This window comes from Roseovarius sp. (assembly GCF_965228755.1).
Taxonomy (GTDB): domain Bacteria; phylum Pseudomonadota; class Alphaproteobacteria; order Rhodobacterales; family Rhodobacteraceae; genus Roseovarius.
Genome location: NZ_CBDDIG010000013.1, coordinates 929,484 through 950,073, shown reverse-complemented (window position 1 = coordinate 950,073; position 20,590 = coordinate 929,484). Strand labels below are relative to the sequence as shown.

The window sequence follows — 20,590 nt, the reverse complement described above, 5'->3', positions numbered from 1 at the left end:
TCCCAGCCTGTACCGCAAAAGAAGTATCTCCGGGCGCGGTTAACAAACCCTTGCTTCTTCTGGCCCCAAATATCCCCGCCGGAGGCATTCATCTCTTCAACGAAACGGGGGCCACATGCCTGACCTCTCCCGCCTGCTGCAACCCCGCTCCATCGCCGTGATCGGCGGCGGCGCGTGGTGCGCCAGCGTCGTCGAGCAATGCCGCAAGATGGGCTTCGCCGGGCCGGTCTGGCCCGTCCACCCTAAGCGCGCCGAAGTCGGCGGTGTCGCCGCCTTCCGACGGCTCGAAGATTTGCCCGGGGCGCCCGACGCCGCTTTCATCGGCGTCAACCGCAACCTCACCATCGACACCGTCCGCTACCTGCGCGAGCGCGGCGCCGGCGGCGCGGTCTGTTTCGCCAGCGGCTTCCGCGAGGCGCAGGCCGAAACCGGCGACGGCGGCGACCTTCAGGCGCAGCTGCTCGACGCGGCCGGCGAGATGCCGATCATCGGGCCCAACTGCTACGGCTTCATCAACTACCTCGACGGTGCCCTGCTCTGGCCCGACCAGCATGGCGGCGCCCGAGTCGAACGTGGCGTGGCCGTGCTCACCCAAAGCTCCAACATGGCGATCAACATCACCATGCAGACGCGCGGCCTGCCGCTGGCCTATGTCGCCACCGCCGGCAACCAGGCCCAGCTTGGCCTGGCCCAGATCGGCACCGCCCTGCTGGAAGACGACCGCGTCACCGCCCTCGGCCTGCATGTCGAAGGCGTGGGCGACCTGCGCGCCTTCGAGGCACTGGCCAGCCGCGCCCGCGCCCTCGGCAAGCCCGTTGTCGCGCTCAAGGCCGGTCGCTCGGAACAGGCACAGGCGGCGGCGGTCTCGCACACCGCCTCGCTCACCGGCTCCGACGCCGGCGCCCGCGCCCTTCTGAAACGCCTCGGCATCGCGCAGGTGGACAGCCTGCCCGCCCTGCTGGAGACCCTGAAACTCCTGCATTTCACCGGCCCCCTGCCCTCGAACCGCATCGTCTCGATGTCCTGCTCGGGCGGCGAGGCGAGCCTCATGGCCGACACCGCGCTTGGCCACGACGTGACCTTCCCCACCCTCGACGGCGCCCAGCGGCAGGGCCTGCGCGAGGCGCTCGGCCCCATGGTGGCGCTCGCCAACCCGCTCGACTACCACACCTTCATCTGGACGGACGTGCCCCGCATGGCCGCCACCTTCGGCGCGATGCTGGGCGGCGACATCGCCATGGGTTGCCTCGTCGCCGACTTCCCCCGCGAAGACCGCTGCGACCCCGCCGCGTGGGATTGCATCTACGAGGCCGGTGAAGAGGCCACCAAGCAGACGGGCAAGCCCCTCGCCATCGTCGCCACCCTGCCCGACGCCATGACCGAGGCCGTCACGGCACGGATCATCGCCGGCGGCATGGTGCCCCTCCTGGGGCTCGACGAGGCGCTGACGGCGATCTCGGCCGCCGCCTGGCTCGGCCGGCCCCGGGCCGAGCCGGAGCCCCTCCTGCACCCCGGCGAACCCGCCAACCCGCACACCCTCAGCGAGGCCGAGGCCAAGGCCGAACTCGCCGCCCACGGCGTCACCATCCCCGCCGCCAAACGCGCGACAGATAAGACCGCCTTGGACGAGGCCGTCCGCGAGATCGGCACCCCGCTGGTCATCAAGGCCGAAGGCCTCGCCCATAAAACCGAAGCCGGCGGCGTCGCCTTCGCCCGCGACGATACCGCCGCGGCGCTGAAACAGGCCGCCGCCATGCCCTGCGAAAGCTGGCTGGTGGAAGAGATGATCGACGGCACCGTGGCCGAGCTTCTGATCGGCGTCACCCGCGACCCGGCCCATGGTTACGTGCTGACGCTGGCCGCCGGCGGCATCCTGACCGAGATCATGGGCGACAGCGCCTCGCTGCTGCTGCCCGCGACCGAAGACGAGATCGCCCAATCCCTCAATTCCCTCCGCATCGCCAAGGTCCTGCGCGGCTACCGCGGCAAGCCCGGCGCCGACATGGGCGCCATTGCACAGGCCGTTCTGGCGGTGCAGTCTTACGTCGCGGCCCATGCCGGCCGGCTGGAGGAAGTCGAGATCAACCCGCTCATCTGCACCGAAACCCGCGCGGTGGCGGTGGACGCACTCATCACGATCGGAGGAAACCCATGACCGCATCACCCGTCAGGACAGAGCGCCGCGGCCACGTGCTCGAGGTCACGCTCGACCGGCCCAAGGCCAACGCCATCGACCTGAAGACCAGCGTCATCCTCGGCGACACCTTCAAGGAATTCCGCGACGACCCCGAGCTGCGCGTCGCCCTCATCACCGGCGCGGGCGAGAAGTTCTTCTGCCCCGGCTGGGACCTGAAAGCCGCCGCCGACGGTGACGCGGTCGACGGCAATTACGGCGTCGGCGGCTTCGGCGGACTGCAGGAGATGCGGGACATGAACAAGCCCGTCATCGCCGCCGTCAACGGCATCTGCTGCGGCGGCGGCTTCGAATGGGCGCTCTCGGCCGACATCATCCTCGCCGCCGAACACGCCACCTTCGCCCTGCCGGAAATACGCTCGGGCACCGTGGCCGATGCGGCCAGCGTCAAGCTGCCCAAGCGCATCCCCTATCACATCGCCATGGAAATGCTGCTGACCGGCCGCTGGCTGGATGCCGAGGAGGGCGCGCGCTGGGGCTTCGTCAACCAGATCCACCCGGCCGACACGCTGATGGAGGAAGCCCGCAAGCTGGCCGACCACCTCGCCTCCGGCCCGCCGCTCGTCTACGCCGCGATCAAGGAAATCGTCCGCGAAGCCGAGGCGCTCACCTTCCAGGACGCCATGAACCGCATCACCCGGCGGCAATTCGAAACGGTCGACGTGCTCTACGATTCCGAGGACCAGATGGAAGGCGCCCGCGCCTTCTCGGAAAAGCGCGATCCGGTCTGGAAGGGCAAGTAAGGCACCTGCAGGCCGGTCACGGGCCGGCGCCCTGCCGCTTCGCTGCACCGCAAATCTCCGGGAAGCACATTTTCCGGGCGGCCGGCCCAAGCCTGCCAGGCTTTAGGCTTCTTTTTGCTGCCCGGCCCAACCGGTCCCTTTCTGCGGAACCGGCGCTGTTGCAATCATCGATCAAATAGGAAAGAAACCGGCAAGCCTGCGGTAACCTGTCCGCTTCCGAAATCCAATCAGGATTTATTTGACATGAAAATTACGCCTTTGCTTCTTTGCGGTGGCTCGGGCACGCGGCTTTGGCCCCTGTCCCGCAAGAGCTATCCCAAGCAATTCGTTCCCCTTGTCGGCGAAACCACCCTTTTCCAGGCCACGGCGCAACGCCTCAGCGGCAAATCCTTCAACCGCCCCCTGGTGGTGACTAACACCGCATTCCGCTTCATCGTCGTCGAACAGCTCGCCACCTCGGGCATCGACCCCAACGCGATCATGATCGAACCGGAAGGCCGCAACACGGCGCCCGCGATCCTTGCCGCGGCGCTCTCGCTGTCCCGGAACGATCCGGAGACCCTGATGCTGGTCGCCCCCTCCGATCACGTCGTGCCCGACACGCACGCCTTCCAGGAGGCGGTCAAGGCGGGCATCCCCGCGGCGCAAGACGGACAGCTCGTCACGTTCGGCATCAAACCGGACCGTGCGGAAACCGGCTACGGGTATCTCGAACTCGCAACCCGGCCCGACGGCGACACGCCCCGGGCCATCGGCCTCAAGCGCTTCGTCGAAAAGCCCGACAAGGCCAGTGCCGAGAAGATGGTCGCCTCCGGAGAGTATCTCTGGAACGCGGGGATCTTCCTGTTCTCGGTGAAGGCCATCCTCGAGGCCTTCGAAACCCATTTGCCGGAAATGATCGGCCCGGTCACCGAGGCGCTCGACCAGGGCGAATGCGACCTGGGCTTCCTGCGCCTGGCGCCCGGCCCCTGGGCCGGCGCGGCGGACGAGTCGATCGATTACGCGGTCATGGAGAAAGCCAGCAACCTCGCGGTCGTGCCCTATGCCGGCGGCTGGTCCGACCTCGGCGGATGGGATTCCGTCTGGCGTGACGGCGAACTGGACGAAAACGGTGTCGGAACCTCTGGCCACGCCACCGCGATCGACTGCGAGAACACGCTGCTGCGCTCCGAGGACGACACGCTCGAAGTGGTCGGAATCGGCCTCAAGAACATCATCACCGTCGCCATGCCGGATGCCGTTCTGGTCGCCGACGCCTCCTGCGCGCAGGACGTCAAGAAGGCTGTGAACGCCCTCAAGAAGAAAGGCGCCAAGCAGGCCACCGAGTTCCGCAAGGATCACCGCCCCTGGGGCTGGTTCGAAACCCTGGTCCACGGTGAGCGCTTCCAGGTCAAGCGCATTCACGTGCATCCGGGCGCCTCGCTGTCGTTGCAATCGCACCATCACCGCTCCGAACACTGGGTCGTGGTCCAGGGCACGGCCAAGGTGACCGTGGGCGAAGACGTGATGCTGCTGACGGAAAACCAGTCCGTCTACATCCCCCTCGGAACCGTCCATCGGCTCGAGAACCCCGGCAAGGTGCCGATCGTGCTGATCGAGGTGCAAACCGGCATATATCTGGGCGAAGACGACATTATCCGGTATGAAGACATTTATGCACGTAACTGACTCCGTGCAAAAGACTGTGTCTGACGCGGGCCGAAGGGTCCGTACGGGGTAATGAGGTTGACGGCACCGGCACAACAAGACGCCTCTGCCGAGGCGACGACCGGACGGCTTTCCGACACCGAAAGCCCCCGCATCGACCGGTTGATCAGTCTGGTCCGCCACCCACTCACCTGGGCGGCGGATTATCTCGACGACTCGGCCGCCCTGCCCGCCCTGCCCCTCATCTTCTGGCTGACCGAGATCTTCCGGCCCGAGGCCGTGCTCACCGTGGGCGACACGACCGGCACCGCCCACCTCGCCTTCTGCCAGGCCGCCGACCGCCTCAACCTTTCCACCCGGTGCTGCACGACCGGCTGCGCGGCCGACGGTGTCTCGGCCTTCGACCAGGCGCGCGCCACGTACGGGGCGAAACGCTCGCTGCAGGTCGGGGCGAGCACGGACGGAACCGAAGACTACGCCATCCTTGCCGTGAACCTGGCCCAGGATGCCGAGCGCCGCGACAGCGACGCGGCCCGCATCGCCACCCATGTCGACGGGGCCGGCGCCATGCTGCTTTACGGCCCCGGCCTGTCGGAACGCCTTGTTGCCGGCGTACAGGCCCCCGACATGAAGGTGATGGTCTTCGGCCGCAGCGCGCCGCAGGTGGCGCTCCTCCTCGCCCCGGGCGCCCCTTCGCCCCTGTCGGAACTCGCGGCGCTTCCCCCCGACAGCGCCGAGCGGCGCGCCTTCGATAATTTTCTCGACCGGCAGGGCCGGATGCACCGGCTTGACCTGATGGCCCGCGGCGCCGGTCCACGCCCGCTCGAAACCATCCGCGATATCGCGCCGCCGCCCTCGCGCCATGCCGAGGACGTCGAACGCCTGCTGGCCAAGCTTCTCGAACTCGAGGAAGACCGGATCGCCCTGCGCCGCAACCGGCCGGAACCCCTCGTCGCCGATCCCGAACCCTCTGCCGTTTCCGAGACGGGCGACGGGATCAGCCTGTCGGACCGGCTGCACGACATGGAGGCGGAAATCGCCTTCCTGCAACAACGGATCAAGACGGGCGAGCGTCACCTCAAGGATATCCGCGCAAGCACGAGCTGGCGGATCACCGCCCCTCTGCGCGTCGTGGTGCGGGCCGTCCGCCGATTGCTGCGAAGGTAACGGGCCGTGCCGGACGACCGGATTTCACCCTCCTGCGACCCCCGCAATGCTTGGGGACAGATCGCCGAGGCCATGCGCCGCGCCGCCCTCGGCGAAGCCACGGAGGCACGGCAACGCCTCGATGGCGTCCGCTTCCACCCCAATATCGACACCGGCCTGTACGAGATGCTGCGCCGCCACGTCGAGGCGCGCATCCCACCGGACCATCGCCTGCCCAAGGTCAACATGCCGGCCGACTTCACCGCAAATCCCACCGTCCTCCTGCGTGTGCCATTCCGCGCGGTCGAAGCCGACCGCTACGTGCCCCGGCCCTACCCCGCGGATCTCGCACTGCCCGAGCTTGCGGGCCACGGCAACGACTTCCATTTCCTGCACACCGCGGCGGCGGGCCTCGCCCCGCTGGCCCGGGATGTGAACACCCGCATCCACGTCCTCTGCGGCGCTCTGGACAGTGATCAGGCCCAGCGCCTCCTGGCCCAGCTCGACCGGCAACAGGCCGATACACCTTTCAAGGTGACCCTCTTCACCCCGGCGCGCAGCCCGGCGCTCGATGCCGCCATCGCGGCCTCCCCGCTCGAGGTGGACCAGCTCGAGGCGCCCCTCCTCTCCCCGCGCGCCGCGCAGTACATCGCCGAGGCGACGCCACGGGCCGACCAGTTCCTGTTCCTCTCCGGAGAGGTGACGCTCGACCCCGGCGCGCTGGTCCGTGCGGCCCATCTCGGCCGGATCTCCGACAATGTCGTCCAGCCCCTGCTGCAGATGCCCGACATGCGGCTGCCCACCCCCTATGCTATCAAGTCCTCGCCCCATCCGTTCGGCCACGATCTGCCGTTCCGCCATGTCGGCGGGCTGAACCTGATGGTCCCCCGCGCCCTGCTCCAGCGCGCCGGCGGCCCCGACGCCAGCTTCACCTCGCCCGGCCATGCGGCGCGCGAGATGGCGTTCCGGTTCTTCAACGTCGGCGCCTATTTCTCGCCGCTCCTCGTGCCGCGGTTGCACCCTGCGCAGGCAAAGGGCAACACCGCCGACGACGACCGCTTGCTGGCCGAACTCTGCCCCAACCGCATCGACCGGCCGACGGACGGGCTCTACCGGGTGCCGAAGGTCAGCATCTATATCCCCGCCTTCAATGCCGGCAAATACATCGAACGGGCCGTGGCAAGCGTCCTCGAACAGGACATCCGGGATCTCGAGGTTTGCATCGCCAATGACGGCTCGACCGACGACACGCTCGACATTCTCGAACGGGCCTTCGGCGACGAGCCCCGCGTGCGCTGGGAAGACGGCGAGAACGGCGGCATCGGCCACGCCTCCAACCGCGCGGTGCGCATGACCCGCGGGCTTTATGTCGGCCAGCTCGATTCCGACGACATGCTGAAACCCGGCGCCGTGCGCCAGCTCGCCGACTATCTCGACGCCCACCCGAGGGCCGTCTGCTGCTACAGCTCGGCCGAGCGCATCGACGCCGACGGCGCCCACATCAAGAACGAGTACAGCTGGCCCGTCTTCTCGCGCGAGAAGATGATGATCACCTCGATCGCCCACCACTTCCGCATGTTCCGCCGCGCCGCATGGGAGCGCACGACAGGCTTTCGCACCGACATCCGCAATGCCGTCGATTACGACATGTTCCTCAAGCTCAGCGAGACCGGCGCCTTCCACCACATCGACCGGATCCTCTACCAGCGCCGCTGGCACGGCCGGAACACCTCGTTCCTTCACGAACGCTCGCAAACGGCCAATACCTACCGCGTCCAGACCGAGGCGCTCAAACGCCAGGGGCTCGACCGCCACTGGGAGGTGCATCTCCCCAACCCGGAAGAACCGCGCTGGGTCGGCTACCGGTGCAAATCGCAAAAGCCCCGCGTCTTCTTCTACCCGAATTATGCCCGCGCCAACCCCTACCAGACCCTGCTCTACCGCAAGGCCGGCCAGGACCACGAAATCGTCGAGGCACCGATTTCCTCGGCGCTCAGGACATTGCGCCAGTCAAACGGCGCCCAGCGCATCATTTTCCACCTGCACTGGGTGAACTTCCTGTTCAAGGATGTCCGGCTGTCCAGCCATGCCAGGCGCAACGTCACGGCCTTCCTGAAAGACCTTTCCGCCTTCAAGCGCGAAGGTGGCCGGATCGTCTGGACCGTGCACAACGTCATCTCCCATGACACCGCCTTCCCCGCGATCGAAGCCGACCTCTCCCGCCGCATCGCCGATCTGGCCGACGTGATCCACCTGCATTCGGCCGCGTCCCTGCCCGAGGTGCGCGCCGCCTATCACATCCCGCCCGAAAAGGTCCGGATCTCGCCGCACGGCAACTATTTCGGCGTCTACCCCGATTTCGTCACCCGCGAGACCGCCCGCGAAACCCTGGGCCTCGCCCCCGACGACGACGTGATCCTCTTTGCCGGCCAGGTTCGCCCCTACAAGGGCGTGGGCCGGCTGGTCACCGCCTTCCGCCAGTTGCTCAGCGAACGGCCCAACGCAAAGCTGGTGATCGCCGGCGCCATGCACCACAAGGTGCTCCGCAAGCTCAAGCCGGCGCTCAGCCGGGCCGAGCGCGACCGCATCCTCGCCACCGACCGGTTCCTCGACGAACCGGAGCTGCAGCTCTTCTTCCGGGCCGCCGACGTGGCCGTCTTTCCCTATTCGCGCATCCTCACCTCCGGGTCCCTGGTCCTGGCCCTCAGCTTCGGCCTGCCGACGATCGTGCCGCGCGTCGGCATGACCGGCGAGGTGCTCGACGGCACCGATGCCGGCATCGTCTACGACCCCGAGGCCGAGGGCGCCCTGCTGGGCGCGTTGCGCACGCTTCTCAAGCGCAAGGACGACGGCACGATCGGCCGGATGTCCGACGCGGCGCTGGCCCGCGCCCGTGAACAGGACTGGCCCAATCTGGGCGAAACACTCTACGCCGACTTATGATTGCGCAGATTGATAGGAATCCGGCCACCCGCTCCGGCCAGCACTTGAAGTTGCGCGCCGGGTTGTCAATAAAGCCCGTGTTTTGGCGCAGGCGTCATCTCTGTTCCGGGATGCCAACTCGACAATGACAACGCGGGCATTTGACCTTGACCATCGCTGAACAGCTCAAAGACCAGCCGCGCAACGCCTGGACCCGGTTCCGGATCGTGCTCGACCTGATTGAAAAGGGCGACACCGATCTTGCCGAGCGGGTTCTGGATCAGCTGAGCTATCATCCACGCATCGACGCCGAGACCCTCGATATCTACGCCGGCCACCTCCGCCGCGCCCAGCGCACGGTGCGGGTGCCGCGCAAGGTCAATACGCCGTCCGATTACCTCGGCTACCCGGACGGGCGGCTGAACCCTCCCTTCCGCTGCCTCGAGGCCGGGCGCGACCTGCCCGGCGGGTTTCCGCCTCACCTCTGCCTACCCGACTGGCCGGGCGCCCGGAACGACCACGCGTTCATCGACGATGCCACAGCCACGCTGCACCCTGGCGGCATCGACGCACACACCCGCCTGCACGTGATCTACGCACCGGCCCGGCCGGACGAAACCGACCTGGTTCTCGACCGGCTCGCACAGCAGGATGTTCCGGGCGACATCACCGTCACCGTCTTCGGCGGCCCGAACGCCACCGCCGGCACGCACGGCTTCCGGTCCAATGGCACCTGCCACGTGCGGGCCGCCCACATCCTTGGAACCGAGGCGCAGGCCGAGATCCGTCGCATCGCCGAAGCCTGCGACTTCGTCCTGTTCCTTAACGGCTTCGTCGCCCTCGACGATCTCGCGCTCCGGCGCATGGCATGGCGGGCGGCCCTCACCGACAACCTGGTTCAGCCCCTGGTCCGGTTTTCCGGCACCGGTGGCATGGCGACCGGGTTTTCGGACGAGGTCAACGCCAGCACGTTCAACAGCCGTTTCCCCTTCCGCGAGATGACCGGCCTGAACATGGGTGTCCCCGCCGGGCTCCTGCGCCGTGTCGGCCCACCCGATACCCGCTTCGAGGACAGCTACCACGCCGCGCGCGAACTTGCGTTCCGCATGTACAACGCCGGGGCCTACTTCGCGCCACAGCCCGCCCGCCACCTCGCCGGCATCTCCCACGCCAAGGCATACCCCGCCGACGCGGAACTCTACCGGTCCCTCTGTCCGAACAACTGGGACCGCAGGAAAGACGGCAGCTTCGAGGTTCCCAAGGTCAGCGTCTACATCCCCGCCTACAACGCCAGCCGCTACATCGAGCGCGCGATCGACAGCGTCCTGGCACAGGATGTCCGCGATCTCGACGTCTGCATCGCCAATGACGGCTCGAGCGACGACACGCTGGCCCGCCTCGAGGCCCGCTATGACGGCGAACCGCGGGTCAGGTGGTCCGACAACCCCAATGGCGGCATCGGCTTTGCCTCGAACCAGGCCGTGCGCATGTCCAACAGCCTCTACGTTGGCCAGCTCGATTCCGACGACGCACTCAAACCCGGCGCGGTGCGGACATTGATGGAGTATCTCGACACCCACCCCGACACGGTCTGCTGCTACAGCTCGGCCGAGCGCATCGACCCGGACGGAAACCACGTCCAGAACGAATACAGCTGGCCCGTCTTCTCGCGCGAGAAGATGATGATCACCTCGATCACCCATCACTTCCGCATGTTCCGCCGCGCCGCATGGGAACGCACCGGCGGCTTCCGCGAAGATATCGTGAACGCGGTCGATTACGACATGTTCCTGAAGCTGAGCGAGATCGGCGCGTTCCACCATGTCGACGAGGTGTATTACCAGCGCCGCTGGCACGGCCGGAACACCTCGTCGGTGAACGAGCATCACCAGACGGCGAACACCTACCGGGCCCAGCGCGAAGCGCTCCGGCGGCTCGGGCTCGACACCCTGTGGGATGTCCACGCCCCCGACCCCGAGGCCCCGCGCAAGATCACCTATCGCCTGCGCGAGGGGACGGACATGGTCCTGTTCTGGCCCGATTACTCCTATTCCAACCCCTACCAGAAGCGGCTCTACGCCAGGATGCGCCGCCATACAGAGGTGGTTGCCGGCGATATCGACGCGGCGCTCGAGGTACTGCAACGCGCCGACGGCCCGGCTGTCACCTTCCACCTGCATTGGCTCAATTTCCTGTTCACCGACGTGACCGACAGCGCCACCGCAACGCAGGTCGCTGAACACTTCGCCGAACGGCTCGAATCCTTCGTCGCCGGGGGCGGGCGGCTGGTATGGACCGTGCACAACACCGTCTCCCACGACACGGCCTTCCCCGAACTCGAGGCAGACCTCTCCGCCCGCATCGCCCGGCTCGCCCATGTGGTGCACCTGCATTCGGAAGCCTCGAGGCCCGAGGTCGAAAGCCATTTCCCCCTGCCCCATGACAAGCTGCGCATCTCCCCCCATGGCAACTATATCGGCAGCTACCCGAACTACGTCTCCCGCCCGGCCGCCCGGCGCGCCCTCGACATCGACCCCGGCGCCGACGTCCTCCTCTTCGCCGGGCAGGTGCGGCCCTACAAGGGCGTGAAACAACTGGTTTCCGCGTTCCGGGATCTGCTGGCAAGGCGCCCGAACACCCTTCTGGTTCTGGCCGGCCAGCAATCCTTCGATCCGCTCCTGGCGGTCGATACCCCGCTCCGCGAGGACGAACTGGCCCGCATCAGGGTGGCCAACCGGTTCCTCGACAACGCCGAGTTGCAGCTCTTCTTCAACGCCGCCGATGCCGCGGTCTGTCCCTACCGGAACATCCTCACATCCGGCTCGATGATGCTGGCGCTCAGCTTCGGAACGCCGGTCGTGATCCCCTCCGTGGGCCACACCAGAGAAGTCCTTGCAGGTCGTGACGCCGGTGTGCTTTATGACCCGGACAACGGCGAAAAAGCCCTGACAGAGGCCATCGAGACGCTCCTGTCCCGCAAGGACGCAGGCGAAAGCCGTGCGATGCACCGCGCGGCCCTGGCACTTGCACAAGACTACGACTGGCCGGATTTCTCCCCGGCTCTAGAGGCGTGACATCGTTAGACAACAAGGTCATTGAATGCATCTCTATCTCCACATCGGAACCGGGCGTACCGGCACACAGTCGCTGCAGGACTTTCTCAAGAAGAACAGCGAACAGCTTGCCATGAACGGCGTGTTCTACCCGCTGACCGAGGGCAAGAATCATCACAACGCGCTGGCCCTGCCGGTCTGCGGCAATCGTCCGCCGCGCTACCTGATGCACCGCTACGGCAACGACGTGGAAAAGAACCTCAAGGCCTTTCACGCCTATTTCGACGATATCGAGGAGAAGATCCGCAAGGTCGATCCCGACCAGGTGATCCTGACGTCCGAGTTCCTCGGGCGAGAGTTCCGGCCCGAGCTGGGCCAACCCCTCTTCGACCGCCTGACCGCCCTGTTCGAGAGCATCTCGGTCGTCGTCTATTTCCGTTCGCCCGCAAGCTATTACCTCTCGGCCACGCTTCAGACGCTGAAAGCGTCCGGTATCCTCAAGCCCCCGGCCAAGCAGACCCCGCGCAAGATCCTCGAATCCTACGATCCGCTCGGCGCTCAGCTGATCCTGCGCGAATACAATCGCGAGGCCCTGGTCAACGGTGACGTCTGCGAGGATTTCATCTCGGTCGTTGCGCCCGATCTCGTCGGCAAGCTGCCCGCACCCAGCCGCGAGAAGAACGAGACGCTCAGCGCCGAGGTGATGAGCATCATCCAGGAATACCGCAACACGATCTGGCCCAACGACAACAACCAGTTCAACGAGGAAACCGACGGCCTGCTCGCCACGCTGCTCGACGTCTCCAACAAGAACGGCTTCTACCATCCGCCCCAGCTCAAGCCCGAGCTGGTGGCCGAACTCAACGCGCTCGACGACGACATGCTGTGGCTGCGCGACACCCACGGCTTCCAGTATTCCGACGTCGATTACAGCGCCGAACCCAAGCCCGTCAAAAAGATCGAGGGAACCTACAAGCGCGTTCCCGATATCTGCGTGGTCAAAGGGGGCGTGAAGAACAGGATCATGCTGCTGGCCCTCGCCAGCTACACGGCCGACAAGGCCGCGGACAAGAGCACGCCGACCCAGGTCGCCGCGGTCGCCCAGACCCGCAAGGCCGGCGCACCGGCCCGGCCCGGCAAGAAACCCCAGCCCGATGGCAGCAAACCCGGTGAAATCTTCCGGGAGAAACCGCCCGCCGACCGCGGCAGGGCGCCGAAGCCGCAGAAACTCTGGCCGGGCGAGATCGCCCGCATCAAGGAAATCGAACCGCTGCTGCGCCTGCCCGAACGCGAGGTCTACGACTCGCCCAGGCACAACAAGCTGTTCCGCAATGCCGGTCTGCTCGAAATCCGCAACACCTTTCCGGAATTCGACCTCGCCGACCTGACCGACTGGACAGTCCACCCCACCGGCAACCCGGTATGGCGCATCTACTTCAACAGCTTCGCCTGGACGAGCGTCTTCACCGACGAGGATTTCAACGGCAACCCGCAGGAGCCACACTGGCAAAGGGCGTTCGACGTGCTCGAGGCATTCGTGCGCCACGTCGAGGCGGAAGGCGAACGGCCGAAGAACGACATCTGGGACGACCACGCCACCGGCTACCGCGCCTCCTACATCGCCTGGCTCTACACCCGGGGCCTGGCCGAGCGGATCACGCCCGAGTTCAACGCCCGCCTGCGCAAGGTGATGATGCTCCACCGCAAGACGCTGATGGAATACCTCGCCTCCGAGAAATGGCAGTTTTCCAATCACACCCTGTTCCAGGCCGAAGGCCTGGCCGACATGGCGCTGGTGTTCCTGACCGACGATCACCGCCGCAAGCGCACGCTGGAATTCGCAAGAACCAAGGTCGACGAATTCATCGAGCGCGCCGTCAGCCATGCCGAAGGCACGGTGAAGGAACATTCCATCTTCTACCACGTGTTCCTGATGGGCCGACTGCACGAAACCTGCGAATATTTCCGAAGCATCGGCCACCCGCTCACCAATGCCTCCGACGACATGTTCATCCGCATGAACGAGTTCCTGCACGATATCATGCCGGTCTTTCACCGCCTCCCCGGGATCGGCGACAGCAAGCACTTCCAGCGCTTCAACAAGAAGTACATCGCCCCCTTCGAAGAACCCCCGTTCCAGTCTCCCCGCGTCCGCTATCACCGCAGCGAGGGGAAAGAGGGCGAACCCTACCCGTTCCTCAGCCAGTACCCGCAGGACGGATATTTCATCTTCCGAAGCCCTGAGCCGCCCGCGCGGCAGTTGCAGTCGACCTTCCTGCACCGCCCCTTCCGCGGCCCGCACGGGCATTGGGATGCCATGTCCTTCGTCTGCCACTGGCACGGCAAGCCGGTCTTCATCGATTCCGGCGGGCCCTACAAATACTCCAACCCCATGCGGTACAAGTATTTCCAGACCCAGCTCGCCCACAACGCCCCGATCTTCGACCGTGATCCGGTCGAGATCAAAAGCGATATCCTCGACGTCATGGCCGGCGACGGCTTCTCGGCCGTGGCGCTCGGCGCACGCATGGGACAGGGCCGCAGCTGGGTCCGTATCTTCGGTCAGTACCGCGACAGCCACGTCATCCTTCTCGACGTGCCCCTCAGCGCCTCGGCCAAGTCCAGCCCCGAGATCCGCTTTCACGTCGACCCCGAGCTCGACCTCTCCGACGATGGCCTGACCCTGCGCGCGCCCGACGGCGAGGTGACGCTGCGGCAGACCTCGCTGAAACTTACCGCGACCGCCCTCCGCGGCCTCCGCAGCGCCTTGCCGGGCGACGCGAAGGCACGGGTCGAAAGCCACCAGACGACGAGCAGCGAGCGCAGGGAGAGCGGCCTCGAAGACGATTTCGACAGCCGTTCCTTCGTGACCTACAAGGACAACGAGATGATCGAGGGCAAGCTGCTGACCTTCGATATTCCCCTGGCTCAGGCAACACTGACGACGATCCGCTTCGGAGACCACGAGGAAGAGTTTTCGCTCACACGTAAAGGCAACGTTATCTCTCTCGACCTTGCTGCAGACGGCACGTCCGACACGCTGCTGACCTTCGACCTCTCGACGGCAAGGTTCGGCAGATGACGGCGCCCGGCCTCCTCGACAAGCCCATCGGCACCTTCGTGCTGGGATTAGGGGCGCAGAAGGCCGGCACGTCGTGGCTCTTTTCCTACTTCCGGACCGTCCCCGAAATCCACACCGGGTTTCAAAAGGAATACCACGTCCTCGACTCGCTTTTCGTCTACAAGATGAGGTCCACCCAGGCCACCCATGCGGGCGAGACGCTCCGCGCCCTGAAGACCGGGAAGTATCAGCAGTCCCCCTGCCCCAGGCTTCTCAAGCGCATGGCAATGGTCGCCAACAAGGAAGAGTACTTCAACTACTTCGAATACCTCCTGCTCAAGCATGGCGGCCTGACCTGCGACCTGACCCCCTCGCACACGGCCCTGCCGGCAAAGGCCCTGCAACTCGTCAAGGACAGCTTCGCCGCCCGGAATATCCGGGTCCGGCCGCTCTTCCTGATGCGCGATCCGGTAGAACGCTGCTGGTCGGCCATGCGGATGGACAGGCGCAACGGCCGCTTGGACCACTACGACAGCAATATCAGCGAAAGCGCCATGCTGAGCGCCGAGTTCAAGACCGAGAAGCAGCGCCTGCGCTCCAACTACGCGGAACCGATCAAGCGCCTCGAACAGGTCTTCGACCCCGAAGACATCATCTACGGCTTCTACGAGACAATGTTCACGCCGGAATTCGTCACCCACCTGTCCGAAACGCTCGGCTTCACCCGGGCCGAGCCGGACTTCGACCGCCGGGTCAACGTGTCGGAGAAATCAGAACCGCTGAACGAGGACGTACAGCGCGAAATCGTCCAGTTCTACAGCGCCGTCTATCGCTTCATCGCCCGGAAATTCGGCGAGGATTTCATGCGCAGCATCTGGCCCTCGTACCGGTTTCTCTGACCGGGCCCGGGTTACGGCTTCACGCGGCGAACAGAGCCCACGATCCTGCGCATCGGGGCGGTCACCTTCCACGAGGTACTGGCCAGCAGCGCATTGCGATGCTCCGTCACCTCCCTGAGGCTGGTCTCGGCCAAAACGGCCCTTTCCTCGGCATTCCTCGCCCGCGCGGCCAGTTCCGTCGTCTCCTCGATCCGCTGGCCCTCCGCCTGTTCCAGCAAACCGGTCAGCCGGGACAGCTCCGACGACCGCGCCGCCGCCTCGCGGCGCAGCTCCGCCAGCGCCGCGGTCAGTTCCTCGATCTCCGCCGGCGCCGCCCCTTCGGGCGCGGCCACCTCCGCCGGCGCGTCGTCCGTCCTGTCCACGCTCTCCGACCCGGCGCCGGATTTCAGTCGCGCGTTCTCCTCGGTCAGCCGCGCCAATTCCTCTTCCGCCGCCACCAGGCGCTCCTGCAGCTCCGCCTCCCGCGCCTCGCGGCCCCGGCTCTGCCACTCGTATTCATGCGTCGCCCCCAGCCGCCGGAACACGTGGCGTATCTCGGAATAGCCCCGCACCCCCGGCTGCAGATCCGTCAGCCGCCGCAGCCGGTCCTGCCGCTGCGCGCCGTACAACACCAGCATCAGCCCGTCGCCAGCCTCGAAGCTGACATGCGGAAACGTCGCCGCGATCCGGTCGAGAAACCCCGCCGCCGCCCCATCGGCAAATCGCGTGCCGGTGCCGTGGAACAGAACCACCGCCCGCTCCGACAACTTGCGGGGCCAGTCATGCGTCAGCCGGTCGATCATCGCCTCGTCGATATCCACGTCGACCATCAGCAGGTCGACAGAGCCGTCCGGAAACCGGTTGACCGCCCGCCGAAAATCGGTGCCCAGGATCTGCGAGAACTCCGAATAATTGTCCTCGTTATACTGCCGGATGCCGTCAAGCTCCGCCTCTGCGACGCCCTCGCCGGTGTCGATCGCCACACAGTCGGCCTGCGTCTCGAGCTTGTCGAGCGCCTGGCAGGCGGCGAAATACGACACCCCGTCCCCCAGCCCCAGCTTCACCACGAACCCGGGCCGGCACGTCTCGATCAGCCAGAACAGGAACGGCACATGGGTCAGGAAGCGCGACTCGCGCAGGTACCGCGCCCGCCAGAACAGAGTCCTCGATGACAGCGGCGCAACGATGTCCGAACCGCGGGGCGGCGTGGCGTCGTGGCTGGGATGGGCAATGTCATCGGCCATGTAGAGAACCACCTGCTTTCTTCATGTTCCAGCGTCGGCCCGCGGGCCTCCACCGCTCAGGTTCCGCTTTAGGGCGCACCGGGTCTGCATTGTCAAGCTGCCTCCCCTCCGGCCCGCGCGGTTCAGCCGTCTCCGCGGTCCGCCTCCTGCGGGCCGGGCTCCGCCCGGGGCGCCCTCGCCTCGGCCAGCTCCCGGCGCAGCTCCGCCACCTCTTCCCGCAACTGCCGCACTTCGCGCTGCAGAACCACCAGCCCCATCATCAGGTCTTTCTGTGTCACCCCGTTCGTCTCCTTCCCCGGCCCCCTCCGGCCCGCACCGCCAAGCCGCTCCACGGCGTACCGGCCAGTCAGCCGCGCCGTCCGGCGCAGCCCGGAATGGCGCAGATGATACCACCCCAGCGCCCAAAGCGACGTGCCCTTCGTCCGGCCCGGCCTCGCGCCTTCGGCCACCGCACTGCCCCGCGCCTCCACCGCCGCCCGGAAGGTGGGAAAATCCTGCCGCGTCAGCGCCTTCAGCAAGGGCGCCGTGCCGAACGGCGCGGCACTGGCGCAAAACCCGTCGATCTCGGCAGCGTCATACTGCGCCACGATCGGCACCAGCATATCATATAACCCCCGCACCACGTCGCCCTTCGCGCGCGCGCTCACCCAGGCAAGCTGCGTGGCAAGCCACAACAACAGGTCGCCCCGGTGCGCATCCTCGCGCCCCTCGCGCCGCATCAGCTCGCGGATGGTGTCGTGGTGCGCAAAGATCTGCGGCAGCCGGTGATCGGCGGTCTCCATTGTCTGCCCCGGCCGCGCCACGCGATGCCGGCAAAGGTAATCCGGCACCATCACCACCCGGCTCGCGCCCAGAATGGCCGCCCAATGCACCGGGTTGTCCTCGAAGAAATGGTCGCCCTCCGGAAACCGAAGCCCCACCCGCTCCACCAGGTCGCGCCGGTAGATCTTCCGCCACGGCACTGCGATGAACCGCAAAAGCTCGCTCCGCCGTGCCGTGTCCAGCGTCACGGCGGTCGTCTCGCGATAGGGCTGCCAGTACCGCGCCTCGTCCGGCTCGGCCAGTTCCCCCGTCGCATCGTCCATCAGGTGATACCGGCACATCGCCAGGTCGGCATCATGCGTCACCGCCGCGTCGTAAAGCGTGCCGAACATCTGCGGATCGTACAGGTCGTCCCCATCGGCGAAACCGATGAAATCCCCCGTCGCTGCCGCCAGCCCGGCATTGGCCGCAGGCCCCACGCCGCCCGGCGTGTTCGCCTCGAACCGGATCGGCCTTACCCGCGCATCCGCCGCGGCATAGGTCTCGATGATCCCGGCCGTCCCGTCGGTCGATCCGTCGTCAACCACGATCACCTCGATATCCCGGATCGACTGGCCCAGTATCCCGTCAAGACAGGGCCCCAGGTACCCCGCCACGTTATAGGCGGTCACGATGATCGACAGCTTCGGCATGGTTCAGGAACCTTGCGGGTGCAGCAGGTGATTGGCAAGCGCGTCGGCCAGGTCGGGATCGTGGCGCAGACGCAAATCGGTGTAATCCCCAAGGTCGATCCGCGCGATCAGCTCCCGCCACGCCGCGTCGAACCGCGGCACGATCGCCGGTTCCAGCCTCGGCCTCGCCCAGCAGAAAAGCCGTTGCGCCACGCCCCAGAAACGGTGCGCCTCGCGCCGCCGCAGATCGCCGTCTCGTTCCAGCATGTCGTAAAGGTCGCTCAACGCCGCCAGCATCTGCAATCGCTCCGCCCCGAACTGGTTGGTGATGTTCGGCCCCTCCGGATCGACCAGGTGCGTACAGATCACTTCGTCCGACAGCATCACCCGCCGGGCCTTCACGATCATCTCCCAATGCCCGCGAATGTCGTTGTTCACATGCGTGGTGCCAAAGCGTAGGCCCACTTGCCGGAAATGCGCCGTGCGGATCACCTTGTTCCACGGGTAATTCGTCACCATCAGCAGCGCGCCCATCTCCTCGGGCGTGCCGATGGCCGGCGCCCCGGCCCGCAGCAGCTGGCGAAAGACCCGCGTATCCTCGAACGACATCTCCAGCCCGGTATTCGCCCGCCCCCGCTCGTAGCGATAGGCCAGCATCGCCGTGTCGACCTGCGGATGCGCCTCCATCCGCTCGACGGTCAGGCGCAGCACGTCGCCATGCAGGATGTCATCGGCATCGAAGAACAGCGCGTAGCGGCCCGTGGCATGCGGCCAGCCCCTCATCCGCGCCACACCGGCCCCCGCGTTGACGTCATGCTGCAGGAAAAGCACCTCGCGACACTCTTCCGACAGCCGCCGGGCAATCTCGGCGCTGCCATCGGTCGAGGCATCGTCGACAAGGATCACCTGGCACCGCAGCCCGGCCTCCCGCAGGGCCAGCACGTCGCCCACCACCCGCTCCAGCGTGGCAGCGGCGTTGTAGACCGGGACGATCACGCTCAGGTCGCAGGTGCCCTCCATCTCAGGCCCCCTTGTTCCCGCGACGCGCCATGGCGCTCAGTCGATCCCGAACAGGTCGCGCGTGTACACCCGCTCGGCCACATCCGACAGCTCCGGCGCCTTGCGGTTCGCGATGATCAGGTCCGCCTGGGCCTTGAACGCGTCCAGGTCGCGCTCGACGCGCGAATTGAAGAAATCATCCTCGGGCAGCGCCGGCTCGTAGACGATGCACTCGATCCCCTTGGCCTTCACCCGCTTCATGATGCCCTGGATCGAGCTGTCGCGGAAATTGTCCGACCCGGCCTTCATCACCAGCCGGTAAACCCCCACGACCTTCGGCTGCCGGGCGAGGATCTGGTCGGCGATGAAATCCTTCCGCGTCCGGTTCGACTCGACGATCGCCGCGATAAGGTTCTGCGGCACGTCATCGTAATTCGCCAGAAGCTGCTTGGTATCCTTCGGCAGGCAATAGCCGCCATAGCCGAACGAGGGGTTGTTGTAATGCGTCCCGATCCGCGGCTCGAGGCTGACCCCGTCGATGATCTCCTTCGGGTTCAGCCCGTGTGCCACGGCATAGCTGTCCAGCTCGTTGAAGAACGCCACCCGCATCGCCAGGTAGGTGTTCGAGAACAGCTTGATCGCCTCCGCCTCCGACGACGATGCGAACAGCACCGGCACGTCGTCCTTCTCGGCGGCGGCCACCAGCATGTCGGCAAACCGGCGCGCCGCGTCCCCGTGATCGCCGACGATCACCCGCGAGGGGTAGAGACAGTCGTAAAGCGCCTTCCCCTCCCGCAGGAACTCGGGCGAGAACAGGATGCCCTCGTACCCGGTCTCGGCCCGCATCCGCGTGGTAAAGCCCACGGGGATGGTCGACTTGATGACGATCGTGGCATCCGGCGCATGCGCCCGCGCCTCCGCGATCACCGCCTCCACGCTCGAGGTGTCGAAATGGTTCGTCCTGGGGTCATAGTTGGTGGGCGTCGCGATCACCACGTACTCGGCCCCGGCCAGCGCCTCGGCCGCGTCGGTCGTGGCGGTCAGGTCAAGGTCCCGCTCGGCAAGATGTTGCGAAATCTCGGCATCCTCGATCGGCGACACCCGCGCCCGGACCTTGGCCACCCGGCCCTCGTCGATCTCCAGCGCCGCGACACTGTGCTGCCCGGCCAGCAGAACAGCGTTCGAAAGCCCGACATATCCCAGCCCGGCAACGGTAATCTTGCATTTCTGAGGCATTGCCACTCTTCGATGGATGATGAAACCTGCCGGT

12 protein-coding genes are annotated in these 20,590 nt (G+C 66.3%); 8 read left to right on the top strand and 4 right to left on the bottom strand.

What is annotated here, in order from left to right:
- Positions 1-115: 115 nt before the first annotated feature.
- The 8 genes from ACO07J_RS22945 (at position 116) to ACO07J_RS22910 (ending at position 15,665) form a co-directional block, all read left to right on the top strand.
- Positions 116-2,155, top strand: coding sequence for an acetate--CoA ligase family protein (locus ACO07J_RS22945; protein WP_422033315.1), 2,040 nt, complete (start codon positions 116-118; stop codon positions 2,153-2,155).
- Positions 2,152-2,937 (top strand): carnitinyl-CoA dehydratase, encoded by a 786-nt coding sequence (locus ACO07J_RS22940; RefSeq protein WP_422033313.1) that lies wholly within the window; start codon positions 2,152-2,154, stop codon positions 2,935-2,937. Before ACO07J_RS22945 ends, ACO07J_RS22940 begins: the two co-directional genes overlap by 4 nt.
- A 243-nt stretch (positions 2,938-3,180) precedes the next feature.
- Positions 3,181-4,605: a mannose-1-phosphate guanylyltransferase/mannose-6-phosphate isomerase gene (locus ACO07J_RS22935; RefSeq protein WP_422033311.1), complete on the top strand. Its 1,425-nt coding sequence runs from the start codon at positions 3,181-3,183 to the stop codon at positions 4,603-4,605.
- 57 nt (positions 4,606-4,662) lie between these two features.
- Positions 4,663-5,751 (top strand): hypothetical protein, encoded by a 1,089-nt coding sequence (locus ACO07J_RS22930; protein WP_422033309.1) that lies wholly within the window; start codon positions 4,663-4,665, stop codon positions 5,749-5,751.
- A gap of 6 nt (positions 5,752-5,757) precedes the next feature.
- Positions 5,758-8,673 carry a glycosyltransferase gene (locus ACO07J_RS22925; RefSeq protein ID WP_422033307.1) on the top strand — a complete coding sequence of 972 codons (2,916 nt, stop codon included), beginning with the start codon at positions 5,758-5,760 and terminating at the stop codon, positions 8,671-8,673.
- Positions 8,674-8,819: 146 nt separating this feature from the next.
- The gene (locus ACO07J_RS22920) at positions 8,820-11,726 is read left to right on the top strand and encodes a glycosyltransferase (protein WP_422033305.1); all 2,907 of its coding nucleotides are present in this window, start codon (positions 8,820-8,822) and stop codon (positions 11,724-11,726) included.
- 25 nt (positions 11,727-11,751) lie between these two features.
- Positions 11,752-14,787, top strand: coding sequence for a heparinase II/III domain-containing protein (locus ACO07J_RS22915; RefSeq protein WP_422033303.1), 3,036 nt, complete (start codon positions 11,752-11,754; stop codon positions 14,785-14,787).
- Positions 14,784-15,665: a hypothetical protein gene (locus tag ACO07J_RS22910; RefSeq protein ID WP_422033301.1), complete on the top strand. Its 882-nt coding sequence runs from the start codon at positions 14,784-14,786 to the stop codon at positions 15,663-15,665. The genes ACO07J_RS22915 and ACO07J_RS22910 overlap by 4 nt, the downstream gene beginning before the upstream one ends.
- Positions 15,666-15,676: 11 nt before the next feature.
- Here the strand turns inward: ACO07J_RS22910 and ACO07J_RS22905 are convergent, their stop codons facing one another.
- From ACO07J_RS22905 to ACO07J_RS22890, 4 genes are all read right to left on the bottom strand, one after another.
- Positions 15,677-16,888: a class I SAM-dependent methyltransferase gene (locus ACO07J_RS22905; protein WP_422033299.1), complete on the bottom strand. Its 1,212-nt coding sequence runs from the start codon at positions 16,886-16,888 to the stop codon at positions 15,677-15,679.
- Between the two features lie 122 nt (positions 16,889-17,010).
- Positions 17,011-18,342, bottom strand: a complete 1,332-nt coding sequence (locus tag ACO07J_RS22900; protein WP_422033297.1) for a glycosyltransferase — start codon at positions 18,340-18,342, stop codon at positions 17,011-17,013.
- Positions 18,343-18,345: 3 nt separating this feature from the next.
- Complete coding sequence (locus ACO07J_RS22895; RefSeq protein WP_422033295.1) at positions 18,346-19,341, bottom strand: glycosyltransferase family 2 protein; 996 nt, start codon at positions 19,339-19,341, stop codon at positions 18,346-18,348.
- A gap of 36 nt (positions 19,342-19,377) precedes the next feature.
- Entirely contained in the window at positions 19,378-20,556 is a 1,179-nt protein-coding gene (locus ACO07J_RS22890; RefSeq protein ID WP_422033293.1) for a nucleotide sugar dehydrogenase, read from the bottom strand.
- Positions 20,557-20,590 lie beyond the last annotated feature (34 nt).

What these genes read in the sequence shown, in the direction of transcription:
- ACO07J_RS22895 (WP_422033295.1), bottom strand. Translation starts at nt 19,341, where the DNA reads ATGGAGGGCACCTGCGACCTGAGCGTGATCGTCCCGGTCTACAACGCC.
- ACO07J_RS22890 (WP_422033293.1), bottom strand. Translation starts at nt 20,556, where the DNA reads ATGCCTCAGAAATGCAAGATTACCGTTGCCGGGCTGGGATATGTCGGG.
- ACO07J_RS22905 (WP_422033299.1), bottom strand. Translation starts at nt 16,888, where the DNA reads ATGGCCGATGACATTGCCCATCCCAGCCACGACGCCACGCCGCCCCGC.
- ACO07J_RS22940 (WP_422033313.1), top strand. Translation starts at nt 2,152, where the DNA reads ATGACCGCATCACCCGTCAGGACAGAGCGCCGCGGCCACGTGCTCGAG.
- ACO07J_RS22900 (WP_422033297.1), bottom strand. Translation starts at nt 18,342, where the DNA reads ATGCCGAAGCTGTCGATCATCGTGACCGCCTATAACGTGGCGGGGTAC.
- ACO07J_RS22910 (WP_422033301.1), top strand. Translation starts at nt 14,784, where the DNA reads ATGACGGCGCCCGGCCTCCTCGACAAGCCCATCGGCACCTTCGTGCTG.
- ACO07J_RS22945 (WP_422033315.1), top strand. Translation starts at nt 116, where the DNA reads ATGCCTGACCTCTCCCGCCTGCTGCAACCCCGCTCCATCGCCGTGATC.
- ACO07J_RS22915 (WP_422033303.1), top strand. Translation starts at nt 11,752, where the DNA reads ATGCATCTCTATCTCCACATCGGAACCGGGCGTACCGGCACACAGTCG.
- ACO07J_RS22935 (WP_422033311.1), top strand. Translation starts at nt 3,181, where the DNA reads ATGAAAATTACGCCTTTGCTTCTTTGCGGTGGCTCGGGCACGCGGCTT.